At 60.0% G+C, this 22,053-nt stretch carries 22 protein-coding genes, 1 pseudogene and 1 riboswitch; of the genes and pseudogenes, 10 read left to right on the top strand and 13 right to left on the bottom strand.

Annotated elements, in window-relative coordinates; all coding sequences use genetic code 11:
- Positions 1 to 26 precede the first annotated feature (26 nt).
- The 4 genes from BLU24_RS06400 to BLU24_RS06385 form a co-directional block, all read right to left on the bottom strand.
- A complete protein-coding gene (locus tag BLU24_RS06400; protein ID WP_090286162.1) occupies positions 27 to 1,391 on the bottom strand; it encodes a DUF1329 domain-containing protein in 1,365 nt (454 codons plus the stop codon).
- A 27-nt stretch (positions 1,392 to 1,418) separates the two neighbouring features.
- Entirely contained in the window at positions 1,419 to 3,308 is a 1,890-nt protein-coding gene (locus tag BLU24_RS06395) for a DUF1302 domain-containing protein (protein ID WP_090286164.1), read from the bottom strand.
- Between the two features lie 337 nt (positions 3,309 to 3,645).
- Positions 3,646 to 5,328 (bottom strand): fatty acid--CoA ligase, encoded by a 1,683-nt coding sequence (locus tag BLU24_RS06390; protein ID WP_093098439.1) that lies wholly within the window; start codon positions 5,326 to 5,328, stop codon positions 3,646 to 3,648.
- 576 nt (positions 5,329 to 5,904) lie between these two features.
- Positions 5,905 to 6,534: a LysE family translocator gene (locus BLU24_RS06385; RefSeq protein WP_090286168.1), complete on the bottom strand. Its 630-nt coding sequence runs from the start codon at positions 6,532 to 6,534 to the stop codon at positions 5,905 to 5,907.
- Between the two features lie 91 nt (positions 6,535 to 6,625).
- Between BLU24_RS06385 and BLU24_RS06380 the strand changes: the two genes are divergently transcribed.
- The 3 genes from BLU24_RS06380 (at position 6,626) to BLU24_RS06370 (ending at position 9,471) form a co-directional block, all read left to right on the top strand.
- Positions 6,626 to 7,591 carry a 2-hydroxyacid dehydrogenase gene (locus tag BLU24_RS06380; RefSeq protein WP_093098436.1) on the top strand — a complete coding sequence of 322 codons (966 nt, stop codon included), beginning with the start codon at positions 6,626 to 6,628 and terminating at the stop codon, positions 7,589 to 7,591.
- 33 nt (positions 7,592 to 7,624) lie between these two features.
- Complete coding sequence (locus BLU24_RS06375) at positions 7,625 to 8,623, top strand: class I SAM-dependent methyltransferase (protein WP_093098433.1); 999 nt, start codon at positions 7,625 to 7,627, stop codon at positions 8,621 to 8,623.
- 50 nt (positions 8,624 to 8,673) lie between these two features.
- Positions 8,674 to 8,798, top strand: a riboswitch (yybP-ykoY riboswitch).
- Positions 8,799 to 8,886: 88 nt separating this feature from the next.
- Complete coding sequence (locus BLU24_RS06370) at positions 8,887 to 9,471, top strand: TMEM165/GDT1 family protein (RefSeq protein WP_093098429.1); 585 nt, start codon at positions 8,887 to 8,889, stop codon at positions 9,469 to 9,471.
- Positions 9,472 to 9,572: 101 nt separating this feature from the next.
- On the opposite strand, the gene BLU24_RS06365 is transcribed toward BLU24_RS06370, so the two are convergent.
- Positions 9,573 to 10,391, bottom strand: coding sequence for a M48 family metallopeptidase (locus tag BLU24_RS06365; RefSeq protein WP_093098426.1), 819 nt, complete (start codon positions 10,389 to 10,391; stop codon positions 9,573 to 9,575).
- 266 nt (positions 10,392 to 10,657) lie between these two features.
- Between BLU24_RS06365 and BLU24_RS28155 the strand changes: the two are divergent.
- Positions 10,658 to 11,896: pseudogene (locus tag BLU24_RS28155) on the top strand (methyl-accepting chemotaxis protein); the annotation flags it as partial.
- 60 nt (positions 11,897 to 11,956) lie between these two features.
- Positions 11,957 to 12,799 carry a methyl-accepting chemotaxis protein gene (locus tag BLU24_RS28150; RefSeq protein ID WP_442965780.1) on the top strand — a complete coding sequence of 281 codons (843 nt, stop codon included), beginning with the start codon at positions 11,957 to 11,959 and terminating at the stop codon, positions 12,797 to 12,799.
- A 202-nt stretch (positions 12,800 to 13,001) separates the two neighbouring features.
- Here the strand turns inward: BLU24_RS28150 and BLU24_RS06355 are convergent, their stop codons facing one another.
- Genes BLU24_RS06355 through BLU24_RS06350 form a run of 3 tightly spaced genes read right to left on the bottom strand, consistent with a single transcriptional unit; the run spans position 13,002 to position 14,030 of the window.
- A complete protein-coding gene (locus BLU24_RS06355; RefSeq protein ID WP_093098421.1) occupies positions 13,002 to 13,625 on the bottom strand; it encodes an SOS response-associated peptidase in 624 nt (207 codons plus the stop codon).
- Positions 13,626 to 13,661: 36 nt separating this feature from the next.
- Positions 13,662 to 13,838: a hypothetical protein gene (locus BLU24_RS27740; protein ID WP_172833243.1), complete on the bottom strand. Its 177-nt coding sequence runs from the start codon at positions 13,836 to 13,838 to the stop codon at positions 13,662 to 13,664.
- A gap of 9 nt (positions 13,839 to 13,847) precedes the next feature.
- Positions 13,848 to 14,030, bottom strand: a complete 183-nt coding sequence (locus BLU24_RS06350) for a CPXCG motif-containing cysteine-rich protein (protein WP_093098419.1) — start codon at positions 14,028 to 14,030, stop codon at positions 13,848 to 13,850.
- Between the two features lie 142 nt (positions 14,031 to 14,172).
- Here BLU24_RS06350 and BLU24_RS06345 point away from each other — a divergent pair, with 142 nt between their 5' ends.
- Positions 14,173 to 15,336 carry a 1-acyl-sn-glycerol-3-phosphate acyltransferase gene (locus tag BLU24_RS06345; protein WP_172833242.1) on the top strand — a complete coding sequence of 388 codons (1,164 nt, stop codon included), beginning with the start codon at positions 14,173 to 14,175 and terminating at the stop codon, positions 15,334 to 15,336.
- A 60-nt stretch (positions 15,337 to 15,396) separates the two neighbouring features.
- Here BLU24_RS06345 and BLU24_RS06340 read toward each other — a convergent pair whose 3' ends face one another.
- On the bottom strand, positions 15,397 to 15,675 hold the full coding sequence (locus tag BLU24_RS06340; RefSeq protein WP_090286189.1) for a hypothetical protein: 279 nt from the start codon (positions 15,673 to 15,675) through the stop codon (positions 15,397 to 15,399).
- Positions 15,676 to 15,868: 193 nt separating this feature from the next.
- On the opposite strand from BLU24_RS06340, the gene BLU24_RS06335 reads away from it, so the two are divergent.
- On the top strand, positions 15,869 to 16,075 hold the full coding sequence (locus tag BLU24_RS06335; RefSeq protein WP_008083982.1) for a hypothetical protein: 207 nt from the start codon (positions 15,869 to 15,871) through the stop codon (positions 16,073 to 16,075).
- A 290-nt stretch (positions 16,076 to 16,365) separates the two neighbouring features.
- Here the strand turns inward: BLU24_RS06335 and BLU24_RS06330 are convergent, their stop codons facing one another.
- Positions 16,366 to 16,950 carry a YajG family lipoprotein gene (locus tag BLU24_RS06330; protein WP_093098414.1) on the bottom strand — a complete coding sequence of 195 codons (585 nt, stop codon included), beginning with the start codon at positions 16,948 to 16,950 and terminating at the stop codon, positions 16,366 to 16,368.
- Positions 16,951 to 17,153: 203 nt separating this feature from the next.
- On the opposite strand from BLU24_RS06330, the gene BLU24_RS06325 reads away from it, so the two are divergent.
- Positions 17,154 to 17,387 carry a hypothetical protein gene (locus tag BLU24_RS06325; protein ID WP_090286191.1) on the top strand — a complete coding sequence of 78 codons (234 nt, stop codon included), beginning with the start codon at positions 17,154 to 17,156 and terminating at the stop codon, positions 17,385 to 17,387.
- 706 nt (positions 17,388 to 18,093) lie between these two features.
- Positions 18,094 to 19,602 (top strand): malate dehydrogenase (quinone), encoded by a 1,509-nt coding sequence (mqo, locus tag BLU24_RS06320; RefSeq protein ID WP_090286193.1) that lies wholly within the window; start codon positions 18,094 to 18,096, stop codon positions 19,600 to 19,602.
- Positions 19,603 to 19,678: 76 nt separating this feature from the next.
- Here the strand turns inward: mqo and BLU24_RS06315 are convergent, their stop codons facing one another.
- The 3 genes from BLU24_RS06315 to BLU24_RS06305 form a co-directional block, all read right to left on the bottom strand.
- Positions 19,679 to 19,966 (bottom strand): PA4642 family protein, encoded by a 288-nt coding sequence (locus BLU24_RS06315; protein ID WP_093098410.1) that lies wholly within the window; start codon positions 19,964 to 19,966, stop codon positions 19,679 to 19,681.
- A gap of 66 nt (positions 19,967 to 20,032) precedes the next feature.
- Entirely contained in the window at positions 20,033 to 20,512 is a 480-nt protein-coding gene (locus BLU24_RS06310; RefSeq protein WP_093098408.1) for a hypothetical protein, read from the bottom strand.
- A gap of 180 nt (positions 20,513 to 20,692) precedes the next feature.
- Complete coding sequence (locus tag BLU24_RS06305; protein ID WP_090286198.1) at positions 20,693 to 21,250, bottom strand: hypoxanthine-guanine phosphoribosyltransferase; 558 nt, start codon at positions 21,248 to 21,250, stop codon at positions 20,693 to 20,695.
- Positions 21,251 to 21,414: 164 nt separating this feature from the next.
- On the opposite strand from BLU24_RS06305, the gene upp reads away from it, so the two are divergent.
- Positions 21,415 to 22,053, top strand: a complete 639-nt coding sequence (gene upp / locus BLU24_RS06300) for a uracil phosphoribosyltransferase (protein WP_090286199.1) — start codon at positions 21,415 to 21,417, stop codon at positions 22,051 to 22,053.

The following is a 22,053-nucleotide window of genomic DNA, read 5'->3' as shown; positions in this document are numbered from 1 at the left end:
GGATGCGGCCTCGGGTTTACTGCGGTTTAGCGAACACCGTCCTGACGCAGAGCGGCCGGGGTGAAGTCGCTGGTGGTGGCGGTGAAGCCGAAGTCATACGCACTCTTCTCTTCGTTCTTCATGCCCAGTGCCAGATAGCGGCCGGACTGCAGGTCGTAGAGGGTTTCCAGGGCATACCAAGGCACTTGCTTGTCGTAGTAGTTCTCGGCGTGCGCCTCGGCGACGCGCCACAGTTGGCCACGACCGTCGTAGTGGTCGATGACCGCTGCCTGCCAGGTATCCTCGTCGATGTAGAAGTCACGCTTGGCGTAAATGTGGCGCTGGCCTTCCTTCAGCGTCGCCGTCACGTGCCAGACGCGGCGCAGCTCGTAACGCGCCAGGTCCTGGTTGATGTGGCCGGCCTTGATGATGTCCGAGTACTTCAGTTTCGGATCGTCGAGCTTGTAGCTGTCGGAGGCGATGTACATCTCTTTCTTGCCTTCGAGCTTCCAGTCGTAGCGATCCGGGGCACCGTTGTACATGTCGAGGTTGTCGGACGTACGCAGGCCGTCCGCTGCGGTACCCGGACCGTCATAGGACACTTGCGGTGCGCGGCGCACACGACGCTGACCGGCGTTGTAGACCCACGCCGAACGTGGCTCTTTAACCTGGTCGAGGGTTTCGTGCACCAGCAGTACGCCACCGGCCAGACGTGCCGGCGCGGTCACTTTCTGCTTGAAGTAGAACAGGATGTTGCCCGGGTTCGCCGGATCGTAGTCCTTCATCTTGTCGCGGAACACGAACTGGTCCTGGAAGTACACCAGGCTGTACGAGCCGTTCGGCTGCGGCGTGGCCTGGGTCACCAGACGGGTCACGCTGCCGCCGCGATAGCGGGTGATGTGGTTCCAGATCACTTCCACGCCGGTTTTCGGAATCGGGAATGGCACGGCGGTATCAAAGTTTTCCAGACCGTTGCCGCCCGACACCAGATTGGTGCTGGTGGCGTTCTTCTTGATGGCCGCGAATACGTTATCCGGCACGGTGGCGCCGCGATGGGACGGATAGACCGGCATCTTGAAGGTTTCCGGGTAGCGCTTGAACATCGCGTACTGGCCCGGCGCAAGCTTGTCCTTGTACTTGTCGGCATCCTTGGCGGTGATGGTGAACAGCGGCTGCTCGCTGGCGTAAGGGTTGGACAGGAAGCCCTTGCTGTCGACACTGCCGGCATTCTTCGGCAGTGGCTTCCAGGCCGGGATCGAACCGTCGGCGTTACCGGCCATTTCCGCGCCCATCGGCGTCAGGCTTTTACCCAGCTTGTCGGCTTCAGCGGCAGGCACAGCGGCCATGACGCTGGTTGCCAGCAGCGACAGACCCAGAACACCGGCGTGGAACAGACTCTTTGTTATTTTCATAAATTCGTTCGTCCTGAAATGCAGTGCTTAGAAGTTCACGCCGAAGCTGAGCGCAACGAAGTCGCGGTCATCCACGGTGGTGTACTTGCCGTCGAAGAAGTTGGTGTAAGCCAGGCTCGCGGTGTAGGTGTTCTGGTACTCGGCATCGACGCCCAGGCTGACCGCCTTGCGACCTTCCTCGAAGTTGCCGCCAGGGCCTGGCGAGTAACCGCTGACGTCGTGGGACCAGGCCACGTTCGGCTTGAGGTTCACACCGGCGAACACGTCGTTGTATTCCCAGATGGCGCGACCGCGGTAGCCCCACGACATCGACGTGGTGAAACCATCGTTGTCACAGTTGCGGCTGCGGTTGTTCTGCGGCGAACCCGGACCTGCACCATTGATGGTGCTGGCGTTGAGAATGTTCGCGCAGGTATTGGCAGTGCCAGTGGCTGGCAATTCACCCGGACCGTAGACCGGGTCGCGGCCATAACGCATGTCGGAACGGCTCTCCAGCCCGCCGACGTAGGTCGCACCGACTTCACCGACGAGGGTCAGACGGCTGGCGCCCATGACCTGATCGAAGAAGTGCGTGAAGGTCGTCTGGATCTGGGTGATTTCCTTGCGCTCGTAACCGTGCAGATCCTGACCCGGTACGCCGGTGAGCAGCGAAGCGTTGGTCAGCGCGCCGCCCAGTGGACGTACACCAGCAAACAGAATGTCGGTGGAGTTCAGCTGCACCGGTGCGTTCGGACGGTAGCTGATCTCACCGCTCCACGCCGTACCGGTAGGCAGGGTGGTGGAGAAGCTCAGGCCGTAGAGGCGAATGTCTTCAGGGTATTCAATGAAGTATTGCGAGTTGCCGGCTACCAGCAGTGGTGCGAGTGCGGCAAACGGCCCTGGCAGTCCGGCAGCTGTGTTGTAGACCGATTGCGGTGCGCCAGTGGCGCTGAAGATCGGCGCACGACTGTGGTAGTTCATGAAGTAGGCGCCAAACTCGGTGTCGAGTGGCTCGAACATGTATTTGAGGGATGCCCCCCACTGACCACTGTCGCGGGCATCGCGGTCCGGACCACGGCGCACCAGCACGCCTTCCTGGTTGACGTCGACGCCAGCGTTGGCAAGCGGGCCCAGGGCAATGGCCGGAATCTGCGAACGCTTGTTCAGCACGCGCAGGTTGCTGTCGCAACCGTCGGCCACGATGTCTGGCTGGGAGAAGAAGGTGCCGCAGTTGTCGACGACGGTCTGGTCCCATTCCAGCTGATAGAAGGCTTCAGCCGAAAGGTTGTCGGTCAGGCTCTGCGAAACGTAGAACATGTTGACCGGAATCAGGCCTTCCTTGATTTCGGCACCCGGACGACGGAACGCGGACACGTCAATCGGGTTGATCGAGTTGATGCCGCCGCCGATGAAGGTGCTTTCACCCCAACTGACCACTTGCTTGCCCAGACGCACGGAGCCTGGCTGATCGGCAATCGCATAGTTGTGGTAGACGAAGGCGTCGAGGATCTGCCCGCCCGAGGACTTGGCGCCCTCCTTGCGATTGCTGTCGCTGATGTCCTTGAACTCGCGGCTTTCATCCTTGAGTTCGAAGTCGTACCAGTATTTGCCACGAACGAACACGCCGGTGTCGCCGTACTTCAGTTCAAGGTCATGGATACCCTTGAAGATTTTCGAGAAGGTTTCGCCGCTCTTGAAGTTGGCGTGGCCGTCATCGGAGGTTTGCGACAGGCCGCGGCCGCCGTTGTTGACGCCGATGAGGTTCTTGTTCGGGCTCTGAGTAGACCAACTCGCACCGATCGACAGGGACGAGTCGAACTGGCCTTCGATTTCACCGACGTTGAAACTGACGCCGAATGCGGGCCCGGCGAGCGAGGAGGCAAGACTGACTGCCAGAGGCAGTTTCGCCCGGCGCCAGAACTGGTTTACTGAGGTCATCGACGCTACTCCATGTGCATTATTGTTATGGCAGTGAGTACTTTCAAAAACGCTGTGAAGGGCCGGAAGCCAAGGCTGCCCGAAACCGCTTCAAAGTTGCTCGCCCCAATCAGTGCGTGTGCTCCGTTTTCAAAAAGTCCTTGAGCGGACTATAGCCAGCAGGGGGTACTGCTTGATCCCTCTAAAGTGTGATTTGCAGTCGCCAACCACTCTGGAACAGTCCTTTCGCCAGTCCGACACAAGTCGGCACGGCAAGGATGGCTGATTTTTTCGATTTCACAAGCCAAGCGCTTGCTCGGTGGGTCTGGCGCGCCGGTTTCGGCGCGCCAGCGGACACTCAAAGTGTCGAAAGGAAGGTGCTGTTGCTGGCCTGCCATTCGCTGATGTCGAGGCGGATGCGCTTCTTGTCGAGCTTGCCGACACTGGTCTTGGGAATTTCGGTAACAAGGGCAATCTGACTCGGGATCGCCCACTTGCTCAGGTGCCCCAGTTCAACGAATGGCTTGAGGTGCTCCTTGAGCTCCCGCGCGCCGATCTCATGGCCTTCGCGAATCACCAGCAGGGCAAACGGGCGCTCGCCCCACTGTGGATCGGCAATCCCCACCACTGCTACTTCGCGTACCGCGACGTGACGGCTGATCAGGTCTTCGAGGTCCAGTGACGAAATCCACTCGCCGCCAGTCTTGATCACATCCTTGATGCGGTCACGGATGTCGATCACGCCCATGCTGTCGAGCGTGGCAACGTCGCCGGTGTGCAGCCAGCCGCCGCTCCACAGTTCAGCACCCTTCTGCGGCTCGTTGAAATAGCCCTCGGTGAGCCACGGTGCCCGCAGCACCAGTTCGCCCTGGGTTTCGCCGTCGGCCGGGAGAAAGTTCCCCTCGCCGTCGACAATCGCTGCCTCGACCAACGGCCCCGGCACCCCGGCCTTGATCCGGTAAGTGGTGCGTTCGTCTTCAGTGCCGGCCATCAGCTCATCGTTGAGGTGCGCGCAGGACACCAGCGGCCCGGTTTCCGACATGCCGTACGCTGCCGTCAGCTGGATGCCCCGGGCCTTGGCGTTTTCGTACAGGGAGCGATTGAGCGCACTGCCGCCGATGACAATCTTCCAGCCGCCGAAATCGGTGTTTTGTGCGCCTTTGGCATTGAGCAGCATTTGCAGGATGGTCGGCACGCAGTGCGAGAAAGTCACTTTCTCCTTGCGCCACAGTTCGACGAGAAACTCCGGGTCGTAACGCCCCGGATAAACCTGTTTCAGCCCGAGCATGGTTGCCACGTACGGCAAGCCCCAGGCATGTACGTGAAACATTGGGGTGATCGGCATGTACACATCGCTGGTACCGAGCAGACGCACGCTGTCGATCGAGCCCATGATCGTCGACACGCCGATGGTGTGCAGGACCAGTTGCCGATGGGTGAAATACACGCCCTTGGGATTACCGGTGGTGCCAGTGGTGTAGAAGGTGGTTGCGACGGAGTTTTCGTTGAAGTCCTGGAAATCGTATTGCGGACTCGCAGCAGCCAGCAGTTGCTCGTATTCGCCGACCAGGTTTGGCAGCTCGGCGTTTTTTTCCGGCAGATCGGTCAGCAGCAGGGTTTTCTCGACCGTGGTCAGCTGCGGCGCGATCGCCTGATACAAGCCGACGAATTCGCTGTTGACCAGCACGAAGCGGTCCTCGGCGTGGTTCATCGTGTAGAGAATCTGCTCCGGCGACAGGCGCACGTTGATGGTGTGGATCACCGCGCCGATCATCGGGATCGCGAACATGCATTCCAGATAACGATGACTGTCCCAGTCCATCACCGCCACCGTGTCACCGGCCTTCACACCCGCCGCCGTCAGCACGTTGGCTAGCCGTGCGACGCGCTCGATCAGCGTCGGATAGCTGTAGCGCAACTGGTCACGGTAGATGATCTCGCGGGTTTTCTCGTACCGGGCGCCGGACATGAGCAGCCGTTTGATCAGCAATGGATACTGGTAGGCCCCGTCGGCCGGGGGAATGACGCGAGTCTGCAACATAAGAATCCCTTTTCTGACTGCACGGTGTTGGCGGAGAGATCAGTACTCTAGTGCGCCTGCATGACAGTCAAATCAGCCAAAGGAATGATTTGCACAGCCGTACAAATGCTAGCTTTGCGCCAGCATCCAATGACTGAATCAGGGGCATGCGAACCGGGCGGCGGGCAAACCTGTGAGAGCAGCAGCGAAAGGTTGCTTCGCCTGACAAAAATCTGAACCGCCCCAAAAGCCCCTCACCCTAGCCCTCTCCCAAAGGGAGAGGGAACTGACCGAGTTGTGCCGAGCCAAACGCCGAACTGAAAGACCGAGGCGATTGTGGGTTCGGAGAAAGTCGTTCGCCGGCGTATTTCTCCAACTTCCCCCAATCGGTCCCCTTCCCCTCGGGAGAGGGCACTGACCGAGTTGTGCCGAGCCAAACGCCGAACTGAAAGACCGAGACGATTGTTGGTTCGGAGAAAGTCGTTCGGGCCTATTTCTCCAACTTCCCCCAATCGGTCCCCTCTCCCTCGGGAGAGGGCTAGGGTGAGGGGCTACAGTCTGCCAAGCGCCTTGAACCTCGAATCAATCACCCGCCCCTCAATGCATCTCGGTAAACGCGATTTTCACGCCGAGAGCAATCAGCACCGCGCCCATGGTGCGGTCGAACCAGTGGCCCATGCGGGCGAAACCGGCACGCACGCGGTGCTGACTGAACAGCATCGCCACCAGGCAGAACCAGATCGCGGTGGCCACAGCCAGGTAAACGCCGTAACCGGCCTGCACCGCCAAAGGCGTGTGCGGGTTGATCACTACAGTGAACAGCGACAGGAAGAACAGCGTGGCTTTCGGGTTCAGGCCGTTGGTCACGAAACCCGAGGTGAAGGCGCCGCGCGCGGTGCGCAAACCGGCCTCCTTGTGCAAATCATCCGCCACCGGTTTCGCCGGCTGCGCACGCAATGCCTTGAAGCCGATGTACAGCAGATACGCCGCTGCCGCCCATTTCAACGCATTGAACAGCACGATTGATTGCGACACGATCAGACCGATGCCCAGCAGCGAATAACCGACATGCAGGAAAATCGCCGTGCCGACACCCAGTGCCGTCCACGTACCGGCGCGACGACCGTGCGTCACGCTCTCGCGCACCACCACGGCAAAGTCCGGGCCGGGGCTGGCGACGGCCAGCAAATGGATCAATGCAACGGTCAAGAATTCGGTCCAGTACATGAGGGCTCCTTTCGGCCAGGCGTATCAATTTGTTTCATCTGGTAGGCTCGACAGAGTACGCCCTACGCTCTTCGCACAAAAGGTACAGTTGATGACGAACACGCACCGCGCGGTATTCCTCGATCACCCGTCGCTGGATCTCGGCGACCTCGACCTCAATCCGTTGCGCGACTGTTTCAGCGATTTGCAGCTGTTCGCCCAGACCACGCCGCAGCAGGTTGCCGAACGGTTGCAGGGCGCCAGAGTGGCGATCACCAACAAAGTCGTGATCGACGCGGCTGCCATGGCGGCCAACCCACAACTGAAACTGATCCTGATCAGCGCCACCGGCACCAATAACGTCGACCTCGCCGCCGCTCGCACGCAAGGCATCACGGTGTGCAACTGCCAGGCCTACGGCACGCCGTCGGTGGCGCAACACACGATCATGCTGTTGCTCAACCTCGCCACACGTCTGGCCGACTATCAGAAAGCCGTCGGCGAGGGTCGTTGGCAGCAGGCGAAGCAGTTCTGCCTGCTCGACTATCCGATTGTTGAACTGGAAGGGAAAACCCTCGGCCTGCTCGGTCACGGTGAACTCGGCGGCGCCGTGGCACGGCTGGCCGAAGCGTTCGGCATGCGCGTGCTGCTCGGGCAGATTCCCGGACGCCCTGCCCGCCCGGATCGCCTGCCGCTGGATGAACTGCTGCCGCAAATCGACGCCCTGACCCTGCACTGCCCTCTCAATGAACACACGCGCCATTTCATCGGTGCGCACGAGCTGGCCTTGATGAAACCGGGCGCTTTCGTGGTCAACACTGCACGCGGTGGCTTGATCGATGAGCAGGCGCTGGCCGATGCCTTGCGCAACGGGCACCTCGGTGGCGCGGCGACGGATGTGCTGAGCGTTGAACCGCCAGCTCAGGGTAATCCGCTGCTGGCAAACGACATCCCACGCTTGATCGTCACCCCGCACAATGCCTGGGGCAGCCGCGAAGCACGCCAGCGCATCGTTGGCCAACTCAGTGAAAACGCGCAGGCGTTCTTCAGCGCTAAGGCGCTGCGGGTCGTCAGTTGATAAACTGCGGCACTTTTTTTTCGAGGAGCAGTTATGGATCCGCGCAGTGAAGTACTGCTTCGTCAGCCCGAATGGTTTCAAGGTTCGCTGTTGCTCGCCGGTTTGCCCGCCGACGACTTGCTTGGACGCCTGCCGAATGCCTTTGGCTGGTGCTGGCACGCCGGCGATCAAGCCGCGCTGGAGGCCCGTTTCGAAGGTCGCAGCGATTTTGGCGTGAACATCCCGGAGCGTGAATTCGACAGCGCGGTGGTGTTTCTGCCCAAGTCCAAGGATTTGACCGATTACATTCTCAACGCCGTTGCCTCGCGCCTGGCCGGTCGAGAGGTGTTTCTGGTCGGGGAAAAACGCAGCGGCATCGAAGGGGCGGCGAAACAGCTCAACCCGTTCGGCAAACCACGCAAGCTCGACAGCGCGCGGCATTGCCAGCTCTGGCAAGTCACCGTGGCCAATGCGCCTGAAACCAGATCACTGGAAAGCCTGGCGCAGACCTACGAACTGCCCTTGGCCGAAGGCCCGTTGAAAGTCATCAGCCTGCCGGGCGTGTTCAGCCACGGTCGCCTCGATCGCGGTAGCGCCCTGCTGCTGGAGCACCTGGACAAGCTGCCAAGCGGCCATTTGCTCGACTTCGGTTGCGGTGCCGGGGTGCTCGGTGCGGCGGTCAAACGTCGCTATCCGCACAATCAGGTGACGTTGCTCGACGTCGATGCGTTTGCCGCCGCCAGCAGCCGTCTGACTCTCGCCGCCAATGGCCTCGAAGCCGAAGTACTGACCGGCGATGGCATCGATGCGGCGCCGATGGGTTTGAGCGCAATTCTGAGCAATCCGCCGTTCCATGTCGGTGTGCACACGGATTATTTCGCCACCGAGAACTTGCTGCGAAAAGCGGCCAAACATCTGAAAAACGGCGGCGAACTGCGCCTGGTCGCGAACAGCTTCCTGAAATATCAGCCGTTGATCGAGGAGCATCTGGGCATCTGTGCAATCAAAGCCGAAGGCAATGGTTTCCGAATCTATCGGGCCAAGCGCGGCTGAAACCGCTTTGAAAAAAGTCGCTTGCCCAATCGGATTTGCCTAGGCAGAATCCGCTCCGTCCTAGGGGAGTAGTCTCCCACGAGCGCCAAGCTCGTCCGGCATACGTCAACATACTTGATCCTCAGATCATGGCGTATGCGACCCAAGCGTCCGCAGCAGACGGATCGCAGGGTTTGACAAGACCTATGACACGCACACCTTACCCGGGGCGGGAAGGCTGTACGTGTCATAGCCGTGTCGACCCGCCCCTTAGGAAATCCCTGATGCTGGACTCGTTACTCGTTCCCACCGCAATCGTTGCCTTGGCCGAAATCGGCGACAAGACGCAACTGCTCGCGCTGATTCTTGCCGCTCGCTTCCGCAAACCCTGGCCGATCATTGCCGGGATTGTCGCCGCGACCCTGGCTAACCACGCGGCAGCCGGTGCGGTCGGTGCCTGGTTCGGCAGTTTCTTCTCCGACAGTGTTCTGCACTGGATTCTCGCTGCAAGCTTCGCCGCCACGGCGTTGTGGACGCTGGTCCCGGACAAGCTCGATGACGACGAAGCCAGCACGGCGCGCAAGTTCGGCCCGTTCCTGACCACGCTGATTGCATTCTTCCTCGCCGAAATCGGCGACAAGACCCAGATCGCCACGGTGATGCTCGCCGCGCAGTATCCGGAATTGTGGATGGTGATCATCGGCACCACCGTGGGCATGCTGATTGCCAACGTGCCGGTGGTATTGGCGGGTAATTTTGCAGCGGACAAACTGCCACTGACCCTGATCCGTCGCTTGGCGGCTTCGGCGTTCATGATTCTGGCGATTGTTGCTGTGTATAAAGCGATGCAGAGCAGTGGATGGGTTTGAGGCAGCTACAAGCTCTCAGCTGCAAGCTTCAAGAGTAAGCTGCAAGCCACGCGAATCTGCTTTGACTTGTAGCTTGCCGCTCGAAGCTTGCCGCTGCTTTATCAGGATTTTGGGGCTTTTTCGTAGAGTGGCATGACCTTCGGAATCGCTGCCTGCAACGCGGCGATCCGGCTGGTCGAGGCCGGGTGGGTGCTCATGAATTCCGGCGGCGAACCTTCCGAAGCCTTGCTCATCTTGTCCCACAGGGTGATTGCGGCATTCGGGTTGTAGCCGGCGCGGGCGGCGAGTTCCAGGCCGATCAGGTCGGCTTCGTTTTCGTTGGCGCGGCTGTTGGGCAAGGTCATGCCGTAGTTGGCCACGGTGTCGGCCAGGGCCAGGCTGTCCTGGCCTAGACCGAACAACGCACCGGCGCCCTGCTTGGCCATTTCAATGCCATACGCCTTGGACATCGCTTCGCGACCGTGCTCGCGCAAGGCGTGGGCGATTTCATGGCCCATGACCGCAGCGATTTCATCGTTGGTCAGTTTCAGGCTGTCGATCAGCCCGGTGTAGAAAATGATCTTGCCGCCGGGACCGCAGTTGGCGTTGAGTTCGTCGCTCTTGATCAGATTGACTTCCCACTGCCACTGCGCCGCATCCGGACGGAAATTCGGTGCCTGGGCGATCAAACGGTTGGCAATCGCCTGCACCCGCTTGGCCTCGGGGCTGGTCTTGTCCAGCACACCTTTGCTGGATGCCTCGCCGACAGTCTTCTGATACGACTGGGCGTACATCTGGTCGACTTCCTGTGCCGACAGCATGCTGAACATATACTGCTTGCGCTCCACCCCGACGGCGCCGCCGCTGGTGGTGTTGACCGACTGACAACCGGCCAGCAACAGCGCTGCGCTCAGTGCACTCACAACCAATGTCTTGTTCATCGAAAAGCTCCCTGAAAACCTGTGGCGTATCCTAGGCGGGTAATTGTATCGATGCCAGATACAAAGGATAGGTTGAAGTGACTTTCAGACATTTCCCGCAGCGTAATGTCACGAAAAAAAACCGAGCGACCGCCAGCCGCGCAGCCACTGCGTCACGCAGCAGCCGGTTTGCGACATCCCGGGCCGATTCCGACCAGCGCCACTCATGGCCCCGCCGGCGCCGCCGATAAATCTTTCGCAGATATTCTCCTGCCTGCGGAGCTCCCATGAAGTTCAAGTCGATCCAGTTTTCCGTCGCCGCCCTGGCCGGCGCCATCGTTCTCAGCGTGGTCGCTGCGCTGGTGCTGTATGCATTGTTTGTCGGCGCGCGCACCCAGGCGATGGTGCAACAACGCACCCAGGCCCAGTTCGAGCAGGTCATCGAACAGCGCCTGACCGCGCTGGCGCAAACCCAGGTCAGCCAGATCCAGCGCGAGCTCGAAGCGCCGCTGCTGATTGCCGGCGGGCTGGTGCGCGTCAACGCCCTGCTGGGCACGCCAGGCGCCGATGGCCAGCCGCGCCTGAGCGTCAGCCGCGAGCAACTGATCAGTCTGATCAAAGAAAACGTCGAAAAGAACCCGAAGATTCTCGGCACGTACATCGGCTGGGAAAAGAATGCTCTCGATCACAATGACGCGGCGTATGTCGGCACTAGCGTGGTCGGTATCGATGCGAGCAACGGGCGCTTTCTGCCGTGGTGGTTCCGCAACGAGGACGGCACCCTCGGCCTCGACAAACTGGTCGACGTCGACGATCAGAAAACCCTGTCGACCGGCGTGCGCGCCAGCGAGTACTACCTGTGCTCGAAGGAAAGTAAAAAGTCCTGCGTGATCGATCCGGCGCCGTACAAGGTTGGCGACAAGGTCGTCATGCTTGCCTCGTTTATCGAACCGATCATGCTCAACGGCGCTTTCCAGGGCATCGTCGGTGCGGACCTGTCGGTGAACTTCATTCAGGAAATGCTGCTGGGCGCCAACCAGAAACTCTACAGCGGTGCCGGGGAAATGGCTTTGGTGGGCGGCAATGGTCGGATCGTGGCCTACACCAAGGACCCGAGCAAATTCGGCGAGAAGGTCAACGATATTCTCGATGCCGAACAGTCCGCCAACATGGCCAGCCTCAAGCGCGGCGAAGTGACCTACTCGGTGAACAAGGACAAGGGCCGGATCGAGCTGTACCTGCCGTTCGGCATCGGTCAGACCGATGCGCGCTGGACGCTGATGCTGCAACTGCCGCTCAACGCGGTGATGGCCGACCTGCAAACGCTGCAGGCCGACCTCGATGCCCAGCGCAAGTCCGACACCTTCGGCATGGCCATGGTCGGTTTGCTGATCGCCGGCCTCGGCTTGCTGGTGATCTGGCTGGTCGGCCATGGCATTGCCCGACCGCTGAAGCAAATGGTCGCCATGCTCAATGACATCGCCCAGGGCGAAGGCGATCTGACTCGCCGCCTGAGCAGTGACCGCAGCGATGAACTCGGTTCGATCGCCAAGGGCTTCAACACCTTCCTGGCCAAATTGCAGGCGATGATCACCCAAGTGGTGACCTCGGTGCAGAGCGTCAGCGACTCCTCGGAGCACACCGCCGACATCGCCATTCGCACCAACATCGGCATCCAGAAACAAATGGCCGAGATCGATCAGGTGGCGACAGCGGTGCAGGAAATGACCGCGACCGCGCAAGACGTGGCGCGCAATGCCACGCAAGCTGCGCAGGCCGCGAGCCACGCTGATCAGGCAGCCACTCAGGGCATGCAGATCGTGCGCGACACCTCGAACTCGATCGGTGTGCTGGCCAAGGAAATCGGTAAAGCGGTCGACGTGGTGCAAAACCTGGCCAAGGACAGCGAAAACATCAACGCGATTCTCACGGCGATTCGCGGGATTGCCGAGCAGACCAACCTGCTGGCGCTGAACGCGGCGATCGAAGCGGCGCGCGCTGGCGAACAAGGTCGCGGCTTTGCGGTGGTGGCGGACGAAGTGCGCAACCTGGCGCAGAAAACCCAGAAAGCCACCGAAGAAATCCAGAGCATGATCCAGCAACTGCAACAAGGCACCCGCGATGTGGTGCGGGTCATGGAAGACAGCCAGAACCGCACCGACGAAAGCGTTCAACACGCGGCGAAAGCCGCCGAGGCGCTGGAGACAATTACGCACGCAGTGTCGGTAATCAACGACATGAACACGCAGATTGCCAGCGCGGCGGAAGAGCAGAGTGCGGTGGCCGATGACATCAATCGCAACGTGATCAATATCGGTCAGGTGGCCAACGAAGTGGCGGGCGGCGCGGATGAATCGAGTTCGGCGAGTGCCGGACTGACCAAACTGGCGGAGCAGCAGCGGCGGTTGATCAATCAGTTCAAGGTCTGAAGATCAAGAGCCCCTCACCCTAGCCCTCTCCCAGAGGGAGAGGGGACTGACCGAGTTGTCTCCCGTCATACATCGACCTGAAAAATCGTGTCGATTGGATTCAATTCGGAGCGTTCAAGTCGGTGTATTTCTTCAATATCCCCCAATCAGTCCCCTCTCCCTCCGGGAGAGGGTTAGGGTGAGGGGCTTTTGATCTACAGACTTAGCCCGGGGTCAAACACTCCGGCCCATTCAACTTCGGATCATTCACCAGATTCGCCAGCACCCGCTCGCGCAGCGCCGCCGGCTCACTGGCCAGCAAGCCCTGCAACACATGCAGCGGTGTTTCCGGATCAAGCCACGCCGCCTGCCCCGCCTCATCGAGTATCAACGGTCGGCGCTGACTGGCCGCCGGCTGGGTAATGACGGCGGTACTCAGCCAGACCTGTTCCTGCACCGGATACGCCTCCCAGATCGCCGCAAAACACAGCGACGAGCCCTCCCCCGGCGTCAGCCAGAACGGACGCTTGCGCTGAGTCCCGCGCCATTCGTAAAAACCATTGGCGGGCAACAGGCAACGACGCAAGCGCAACGCTTCGCGGAACATCGGTTGCTCGGCCACGGTTTCCGCGCGGGCGTGGGCAGGCGTTTTCGACAGGTCGGTCAGCCACGGCGGTGTCAGCCCCCAACGCGCGCGGGCCAGCGTGCGCTCACCGCCTGCACCGGCGCGCAGCATCAGCACTGAATCATTGGGGGAAATGTTCCACTGCGCCTGCTGATCGGCGGGAAAACCTGGCAGGGCCGCGAAGTCGCGGTTCCAGCGAAACAGGGCATAACGTCCACACATGAGGCAACACGACTCTTCAATAAAACCGACGCCAGCCTAACAGACCAGCGTACCGGGATAGCTCTCCGGTTCATCGCCGGGCAGCGGCAGCGCGGCATTGTACGCGGTGATCAGCTCGCGGCCGATCAGGTGCGCCTCGATGCCTTCGCTGGCAAGCATGCCCTTGAGCATTTCGCCTTCCATCAGACTGGCCGGTTCGTAGATTCGCTGCATGGGCGCCTCTCATTCGTTTTCGCTGAAGACTTCCAGGTGCCATTCCTCACCATGGACCTGCAAAACAAAGGTGATCGGTCGGCAACACACCTGACAATCCTCGATATACGTCTGATCGCCACCGGACAGATCCACCGAAGTCTCGACTACTTCCCCACAATACGGACATTCATACTCAGCGGTTTCCAGCATCGCGGTCTCCCAAGTGACTTGTGCGTATAATCGCCGGTCTATTGGCAGGGCTATTGGTGTCTGGCTATTTTTTCAGACCGTGCCCCGCGGGTTTTCGATCAAACCCTTTACTTACCCTAGCCGTTTCCAACAAGAGAGCATGATGGGCGAATTCGATGCCATCCGACCTTACGACGACAGCGAAGTACCTGTGGTACTGGCAAGACTGCTCGGCGACAAGGCGTTTCTAGATATCCTCACCCACTTCCGCTTCCCGCGTTTTGCCGGTGCCTTCGGCTGGATGCTCAAACCTCTTATAGCGCATCGGCTGCGTCGTGAGTTCGCCGACGTGGTTTCGGTGGCGACTTTGCAGGACAAGATCGAGTCTTATGTCGATCACACCATCGAGCGTGCTACCGACGGCGTGACCTACACCGGGGTCGAGCAATTCAAGTCCGGCAGCGCCTATCTGTTCATCGCCAACCACCGCGACATCGTCATGGACCCGGCTTTCGTCAACTACGCCGTGTACCACGCCGGCCTGCCGACGCCGCGTATCGCGATTGGCGACAACCTGCTGCAGAAGCCCTTCGTCAGCGACCTGATGCGCTTGAACAAGAGCTTCATCGTGCATCGTTCGATCACCGGTCGACGCGAGAAAATGGCCGCGTATCAGTTGCTGTCGGCGTACATCAACCACTCGATCCGCAACGATTGCGCCTCGATCTGGATCGCCCAGGCGGAAGGTCGGGCGAAGGACGGCGACGATCGCACCGAGTCGGCGATCCTCAAGATGTTCCACATGAGCCGCAAGGACGAGCCGTTCGGCGAAGTGATTCGCTCGCTCAATGTGACGCCTGTGTCGATCAGCTATGAATACGACCCTTGCGATCAGGCCAAGGCCCGCGAGCTGTACATCCGCGCCACCACCGGCACCTACTGCAAGGCGCCGGGCGAGGATGACGTGAGCATCGCCAAGGGCATCACCGGCTACAAGGGCCGCGTGCACATCAACTTCGCCGCGCCGATCACCGATGTGTTCGAAGACACCAAGCAGTTGGCGACCGAGATGGACAAGCAGATTCTCGGCGGTTACCGCTTGTTCCCGGTGCATTACCTGGCGTACGCGCAGTGGGCTGACGCTGATCCGCAACTGAATGTGCCGAAGGCTGCCGAGGTGTTCCCGGCCGACGAACTGGCCAAGGCGCAGGAAGAATGGCAGAGCCGGCTGGACGCCTGCCCCGCCGAGCATCGCCCGTATCTGGTGCTGCAATACGCGACGCCGGTGCGCAATCAGTACCGGGTCAAGGCTGGATTGCCGTTGTAAGCGGTGTGAGCCATACACAAAAACGGCGCCTGCGGGCGCCGTTTTTCATGCCTGAACGAGTCAGAAACGCGTGCTGATCCACGACACCAGCAAGGCCAGGCCCAGGCAGGCAAAACCGAAACGATAGAAAAAACGGTTCATGCGCAAGGTCGCCCAATCGAGCAGCGGCTCGGCATTCGGCTGCGCCTGACGCTGGGCGGCGAGGCTGGCCTGCGCGCGTTGTTCGCGGCGACGGGTGGCGTGCAGCAGCCAACTGCCGGGAAACGCCAACAGCAGCGCCAGCAGATTGATCAATTTGGCGGGATGGGCGGTAAACAGTGTCATCAAGTGCAGCGACATCACAGACCTCAATCTAGACCGGTTCGGCAGACGCCAGACCGACGACCGCGGCGCGGATTCTACCCAAACCCGAGCGCCCTGCCCCAGCCTTTGCGACAAATAACCTGACAAACGACCGATGGCTGTCCTGTGTCACGGCTTCGTCATGTGGATGCTGCACCCTGCGCGCCTCGAAACTTCAATGGATTGCACCATGCTGCACGCGGAAAACCAGGATCGCCTGTACCTCATCACGCCCTACGACGAACAGCAAAGTCTGGTCGGCAGCCTTGCGTTCAACGTGCAGGATCGGCATTGGCTGGTGTATTGCGCACTGGGCGGGCATCAGCATGCGGATTTGCCGGAGACGGATTTGCTGACTGGAGTGAGCGTGCTCGACTTTTATTCGCAGGCTGCCTGAACGTCAAAAGCTTAAAAGCCCCTCACCCTAGCCCTCTCCCAGAGGGAGAGGGGACTGATTGGGGGATGCTTTGAAATTTCACTGACCTGGCCGTCATGCTGTGAATCCATAATCGACAGAATCCTTCAGGTCGATGCATGACGCAAGACAACACGGTCGGCTCCCTCTCCCTCCGGGAGAGGGCTGGGGTGAGGGTGAGGCCCTTCCAGCCCACATCGATCTTGAGTCCGAGCCACAAAAAAAGCCCGAAACCATCACTGGCCCCGGGCTTTTTCACATCCGGTGAAAACTTACTCAGCCAGAACCTGCCCCACCGTCGGATCCTTGAACAGACGCGTCAACGCATCGCTCAACACATCGCTGACCAGCTTGGTGTTGGTTTCCTGGTTCGGCGCCATGCCGAAGCGCTGGTCCAGCGAAGCGCCGTAACGGCCGCTGTAGCGGCGGTTGGCGTTCTGCACGTCGGAGCGGAAGGTCGCGCCGATGGTCGCTTCGGTCACGTACATACCTTCCTTCGGCGACTGATATTTCAGCTCGGCCAGCGTCACCGTCAGCTGCGGCGCGTTCGGCGCGTTGGTGGTCGGGGTGAAGCCGAGCAGACGCACGGCGGCCTCAGCCTGTGCCTGCAGCTTGGGCAGGATCTGTTCGCGCTGCACAGTGATGGCGCTGGTTTCCGGGTACAGGCCGCCACGGGTGCCGAGGGTTGGCGACGGACGACCGTCGACCACGCGCACGACAACCGGCTGGCCACGGCCGACCGCTGGCAGTTGCGTGGTCAGCTTCGGCTCCGGATTCAGTTGTTGCGGGCTGTGGGCGCAGCCGGCCAGGGTCAAACCGGCCACAGTGATCAAACCGAACAACAGGCGTTGCAACATGCTTTCTCTCCAGAATCAGGCACAAACAGGCCGGCAGTATAGCGGTGGGCCACTGCGGGTAACCAGCGCCATACAGTGAATACTGAAATGTCTGACAAACCCCGTCGAAAGCGGTTCCTGTCACAGATTCTTCACCGTCCATACACCACGACGTCACGGCCCGAGGCCAAGCTTCACCTCAGTCCCCAACAAGGTACTCAGCCATGCGTTATCTGATCTCGTTGTTCGCCCCGCGTCCGCTGCACCGCTGCTTTGCACTGCTCGACCGCAACGGCCACTGCCAGGCCTTCAAGCAGTGCAGCCTGCAACCGATGGGCGACGGTTGGGTGGAAATCGAAGAAATCCGCCTCAACTGGTTGCACCAGCCACTGCCGGCCAGCGCCCGCGTCATAGCGTCGCAGCCTCGCACACGGGTTCAGGCGATGTTGAGCATCTGACCGGATGGCTAATAAAAGTCATTAAACACGAGCAACTGCGCGCATTTCTTCGCTACAATCTCCCCCCGATTATAAGGACGTCTCCTGATCGGGCCCCGCAACAGCGTCAATGCACATGCATCGACACCAAAAATCGCCCACAGAGAGCCGCCCACACAGATCGAGTGAAGTTGGCGCGCTTGCCTGTTCTTCCGGCAAAAACCCGCTTTTCGCGAATCTGCAGAGCTGTCATGACGCTCGGCCACCGCGTTGTTTTGCCCTTGCGGGCAGGTGCCAGGCCAAGGCAGCCCTTTTTTGAGGTTCACGTCTTCAAAAGAGCGTGAAAAAAACGGGTTTTCACAACTTCACAAGAGTGTGGCGAGCAAATGAATAGTTTTGCGTCTGAACATGCACCATTAGCGTCTGAAACAGCCCAACGACACAGGACCGGGTATACCTCGAATACCGGAGCCTGAAGCCTGTCCGCTACGGATTTGGTTGCACAAAACGGATGTCTCGACCATAAGTCGAATTGCCAGCCTTGCGCAGAAATGAGTTCATGGAACCCTTGAAGCCAGGCCGCACGCATCCGTCGAAGTTGCGAAAAATTGCGAAGATTCGGACATGGCGAACCTGACCACGGATAGCCCGGACACCACTGACCTGTCCCGGAACGCCTGGCAGCCATGCCGACAATTTGGTGCTGCAGATTTTGGAGACGCGTTAAATGGCGCATAACGAAGCAGTCGACGTAGTTCTGGTAGGGGCCGGCATCATGAGCGCCACCCTGGCCGTACTGCTCAAAGAGCTCGACCCCGCGATCAAGCTGGAAGTCGTCGAGCTGATGGATTCCGGTGCCGCCGAGAGTTCCAACCCCTGGAACAACGCCGGTACCGGCCACGCGGGTCTGTGTGAGCTCAACTACACGCCGCAGGCTGCCGATGGCAGCGTCGACATCAAGAAAGCCGTGCACATCAACACCCAGTTCGAGGTGTCGAAACAGTTCTGGTCGTACCTGACCAAGAAAGGCACCTTCGGCTCGTGCAAATCCTTCATCAGCCCGGTGCCGCACCTGAGCTTCGTTCAGGGCGACAGCGGTGTGTCGTTCCTCAAGGAACGCTTCAACGTGCTGAGCAAGCACCACGCCTTTGCCGACATGGAATACACCGAAGACAAAGGCAAGATGGCCGAGTGGATGCCGCTGATGATGCCGGGCCGTTCGCCGGACGAAGTCCTCGCCGCGACCCGCGTGATGAACGGCACCGACGTCAACTTCGGCGCCCTGACCAATCAGTTGCTCAAGCACCTGACCAGCGCCCCGGACACCCAGGTCAAATACTGCAAGCGCGTCACCGGCCTGAAGCGTAACGGCAACGGCTGGACCGTCAGCATCAAGGACGTCAACAACGGCAACACCCGCGAAGTCGACGCCAAGTTCGTCTTCCTCGGTGCTGGCGGCGCGGCGCTGCCATTGCTGCAGGCCTCGGGCATCGAAGAAAGCAAAGGCTTCGGCGGCTTCCCGATCAGCGGCCAGTGGCTGCGTTGCGACAACCCGGAAGTGGTCAAGCAGCATCAGGCCAAGGTCTACAGCCAGGCGGCTGTGGGTTCGCCACCGATGTCAGTGCCACACCTCGACACCCGTGTCGTCGACGGCAAGAAATCCCTGCTGTTCGGGCCATACGCCGGTTTCACCACCAAATTCCTCAAGCACGGTTCCTTCATGGACCTGCCGCTGTCGGTGCGCGCCGGCAACATCGGGCCGATGCTGGCCGTGGCGAAAAACAACATGGACCTGACCAAGTACCTGGTCAGCGAAGTGATGCAATCGATGGAGCAGCGCCTGGATTCCCTGCGCCGTTTCTACCCGCAGGCGAAAGCCGAAGACTGGCGCCTGGAAGTGGCCGGCCAACGGGTGCAGATCATCAAGAAAGACCCGAAAAAGGGCGGCATCCTGCAATTCGGTACCGAGTTGGTTGCTGCGAAGGACGGCTCCCTCGCCGCCCTGCTCGGCGCTTCGCCAGGCGCGTCGGTGACCGTTTCGATCATGCTGGAACTGATCGAGAAGTGCTTCGCGGACAAAGCCAAAGGCGAATGGGCCGGCAAACTGGCCGAGATCTTCCCGGCCCGTGAGAAGGTCCTGGAAACCGATGCTGCGCTGTATCGCAAGATCAACACGCAGAACAACATCGCGCTGGAACTGGTAGAAGAAAACAGCGAGACGCCAAGCTACGCTTGATCTCGCGGCATAAAAAACGCCCCGTACTCAATGAGTGCGGGGCGTTTTTTTCGCCTTGGCAATTGAATTGAATGCCTCAGCCGCGAGCCTTGTCGATCAACTCGATGTAGTCGGCGGCATTGCGCTGATCGGCGATCAGCTCGACGAAGGTCTTGCCCTGCTCGTCCTTGCCATCAACGTCGTAACCGGCCGCGACGAAGAAGCCCAGAAAGCGCTCGAAGTCGTCAACACGCAGACCGCGATACGCCTTGATCAGTTTGTGCAGCGACGGCGAAGTGGCGTCGACGGGCTCAAAATCGAGGAACAGCTTGATCTGCTCATCGCCGATCTCGTCACCAATCACTTGTTTCTTATCTTTACGCATTGCCGACTCCAGCTCGCAGACATCATGACACGGGGCGGGCAGTTTACCCCTGCCTGGCCGCCCTGCTCAACGCGATCGCACCGCACCGGTGTGCAAATCCGCCCAGATATGGCCATTGGCGTAATTGAGGAACTGCACATACACGGTGTCGTTGCGCAGCAAATCCATCACCACACGGTACTGGGCGAGCGGATAAAACAGCGTCAGGGTTTTGCTCTTGTCGTCGTAGGCCGGTTTTTTCAGGCTTTTACTTTCGCCGTCAAAACTCACCAATACCTGATTGATCGTCGCCCCCTTGTTCAGCGACTTGCCTTTGAGGCGGATCAACAACGACGAGGTGACCGGAATCGGCTGCTGGTTGGATTGGCGTTGCGCGCCAACTACTACGGAATACTCGCTGACCTGCATCAATTGCTGCTGCTCGGGCTCGGCGTCGCGCACGGTCAGATCGTCGGGCGGCAGGAATTGACTGTGCATCGGTGCGGCCGACAACGGCAGGCTGAAGGACAGCAACAGCGCGGCAAGGCTGCGGAACAAGAGGCGCATGACAGGCTCCGAGGGGCGGGGCCGAGCACTCTAGCATGGGTATCGCGGATGGATCAGCACACACAAAAACAACTGTAGGAGTGGGCCTGCTCGCGATAGCGTCGTGTCAGCCAACATCAATGTGGCTGACAGACCGCTATCGCGAGCAGGCTCACTCCTACAATGGGTTGTGCGTGGGGCTTACATGCCCTTGACGGCGTAGATCCCGTTGGCGTTGCGCCAGTAACCCTTGTAGTCCATGCCGTAACCGAAGATGTAGCGGTCGATGCACGGCAGGCCGACGAAATCGGCTTTCAGGTCAGGACGCGCCTTGCGGTCGTGGTCCTTGTCGATCAGCACGGCGGTGTGCACTTTGCGCGCGCCGGCGTGTTTGCAGAAGTCGATGATCGCGCCCAGGGTGTGACCTTCGTCGAGGATGTCGTCGATGATCAGCACGTCGCGGTCAATGAACGAGACTTCCGGCTTGGCTTTCCAGAACAGGTCGCCGCCGCTGGTTTCATTGCGATAACGGGTGGCGTGCAGGTAGGACGCTTCCAGCGGGAACTGCAGATGCGTCAGCAGTTTGCCGGAGAAAATCAGGCCGCCGTTCATCACGCAGAACACCACCGGGTTGGTGTCCGCCAGTTGTTCGTTGATTTGTGCACCGACACGGGCGATGGCCGCTTCGACTTCAGCTTCGGTGTACAGGCAGTCAGCCTCTCGCATGACTTGACGGATATGCTCGAGATCAGCGGACATGGCGCTCTCCAGGGGGGCTTCGGATTCGGAAAAGCGGGCAAAGGTACGCATCCCCAACGGCTGAATCAAGCCTTTATGGACTAACGTACTGTATGTCCTATAGGACATCACCCTCGGATAGATTAATCTAGGCCGGTTTTTTTGCCCGCCGCCGGAGTTTTTCCATGCCCATTCTCGAGATCCGCCATCCGCTGATCCGCCATAAACTCGGCCTGATGCGCCGCGCTGACATCAGCACCAAGAATTTCCGTGAGCTCGCTCAGGAAGTCGGCGCCCTGTTGACCTATGAAGCTACAAAAGATTTGCCGCTTGAATCCTACGATATCGCCGGCTGGTGCGGCACCGTGTCGGTGGAAAAGATCGCCGGCAAGAAAATCACCGTCGTGCCGATCCTGCGCGCCGGCATCGGCATGCTCGAAGGCGTGCTCAGCCTGATTCCGGGTGCCAAGGTTTCGGCTGTCGGTGTTGCCCGCAACGAAGAAACCCTGCAAGCGCACACCTATCTGGAAAAACTGGTGCCGGAAATCGACGAACGTCTGGCGATGATCATTGACCCGATGCTCGCCACCGGCAGTTCCATGGTCGCGACCATCGACCTGCTGAAAAAAGCCGGTTGCCGCGACATTCGCGCCATGGTCCTGGTCGCCGCGCCAGAAGGCATCGCCGCCGTCGAAAAGGCGCACCCGGACGTGACCATCTACACCGCGTCCATCGATGAACGCTTGAACGAGCATGGCTACATCATTCCTGGGCTTGGCGACGCCGGTGACAAGATTTTCGGCACCAAGCAGAAGGACGCGTAA

It is taken from the genome of Pseudomonas sp. Z003-0.4C(8344-21) (assembly GCF_900104975.1).
Classification (GTDB): domain Bacteria; phylum Pseudomonadota; class Gammaproteobacteria; order Pseudomonadales; family Pseudomonadaceae; genus Aquipseudomonas; species Aquipseudomonas granadensis.
Note: the sequence above shows the minus strand (reverse complement) of the source record. Positions and strands in the feature narration are given on the sequence as shown.

What these genes read in the sequence shown, in the direction of transcription:
- BLU24_RS06400 (WP_090286162.1), bottom strand. Translation starts at nt 1,391, where the DNA reads ATGAAAATAACAAAGAGTCTGTTCCACGCCGGTGTTCTGGGTCTGTCG.
- BLU24_RS06395 (WP_090286164.1), bottom strand. Translation starts at nt 3,308, where the DNA reads ATGACCTCAGTAAACCAGTTCTGGCGCCGGGCGAAACTGCCTCTGGCA.
- BLU24_RS06390 (WP_093098439.1), bottom strand. Translation starts at nt 5,328, where the DNA reads ATGTTGCAGACTCGCGTCATTCCCCCGGCCGACGGGGCCTACCAGTAT.
- BLU24_RS06385 (WP_090286168.1), bottom strand. Translation starts at nt 6,534, where the DNA reads ATGTACTGGACCGAATTCTTGACCGTTGCATTGATCCATTTGCTGGCC.
- BLU24_RS06380 (WP_093098436.1), top strand. Translation starts at nt 6,626, where the DNA reads ATGACGAACACGCACCGCGCGGTATTCCTCGATCACCCGTCGCTGGAT.
- BLU24_RS06375 (WP_093098433.1), top strand. Translation starts at nt 7,625, where the DNA reads ATGGATCCGCGCAGTGAAGTACTGCTTCGTCAGCCCGAATGGTTTCAA.
- BLU24_RS06370 (WP_093098429.1), top strand. Translation starts at nt 8,887, where the DNA reads ATGCTGGACTCGTTACTCGTTCCCACCGCAATCGTTGCCTTGGCCGAA.
- BLU24_RS06365 (WP_093098426.1), bottom strand. Translation starts at nt 10,391, where the DNA reads ATGAACAAGACATTGGTTGTGAGTGCACTGAGCGCAGCGCTGTTGCTG.
- BLU24_RS28150 (WP_442965780.1), top strand. Translation starts at nt 11,957, where the DNA reads ATGATCACCCAAGTGGTGACCTCGGTGCAGAGCGTCAGCGACTCCTCG.
- BLU24_RS06355 (WP_093098421.1), bottom strand. Translation starts at nt 13,625, where the DNA reads ATGTGTGGACGTTATGCCCTGTTTCGCTGGAACCGCGACTTCGCGGCC.
- BLU24_RS27740 (WP_172833243.1), bottom strand. Translation starts at nt 13,838, where the DNA reads ATGCAGCGAATCTACGAACCGGCCAGTCTGATGGAAGGCGAAATGCTC.
- BLU24_RS06350 (WP_093098419.1), bottom strand. Translation starts at nt 14,030, where the DNA reads ATGCTGGAAACCGCTGAGTATGAATGTCCGTATTGTGGGGAAGTAGTC.
- BLU24_RS06345 (WP_172833242.1), top strand. Translation starts at nt 14,173, where the DNA reads ATGGGCGAATTCGATGCCATCCGACCTTACGACGACAGCGAAGTACCT.
- BLU24_RS06340 (WP_090286189.1), bottom strand. Translation starts at nt 15,675, where the DNA reads ATGTCGCTGCACTTGATGACACTGTTTACCGCCCATCCCGCCAAATTG.
- BLU24_RS06335 (WP_008083982.1), top strand. Translation starts at nt 15,869, where the DNA reads ATGCTGCACGCGGAAAACCAGGATCGCCTGTACCTCATCACGCCCTAC.
- BLU24_RS06330 (WP_093098414.1), bottom strand. Translation starts at nt 16,950, where the DNA reads ATGTTGCAACGCCTGTTGTTCGGTTTGATCACTGTGGCCGGTTTGACC.
- BLU24_RS06325 (WP_090286191.1), top strand. Translation starts at nt 17,154, where the DNA reads ATGCGTTATCTGATCTCGTTGTTCGCCCCGCGTCCGCTGCACCGCTGC.
- mqo (WP_090286193.1), top strand. Translation starts at nt 18,094, where the DNA reads ATGGCGCATAACGAAGCAGTCGACGTAGTTCTGGTAGGGGCCGGCATC.
- BLU24_RS06315 (WP_093098410.1), bottom strand. Translation starts at nt 19,966, where the DNA reads ATGCGTAAAGATAAGAAACAAGTGATTGGTGACGAGATCGGCGATGAG.
- BLU24_RS06310 (WP_093098408.1), bottom strand. Translation starts at nt 20,512, where the DNA reads ATGCGCCTCTTGTTCCGCAGCCTTGCCGCGCTGTTGCTGTCCTTCAGC.
- BLU24_RS06305 (WP_090286198.1), bottom strand. Translation starts at nt 21,250, where the DNA reads ATGTCCGCTGATCTCGAGCATATCCGTCAAGTCATGCGAGAGGCTGAC.
- upp (WP_090286199.1), top strand. Translation starts at nt 21,415, where the DNA reads ATGCCCATTCTCGAGATCCGCCATCCGCTGATCCGCCATAAACTCGGC.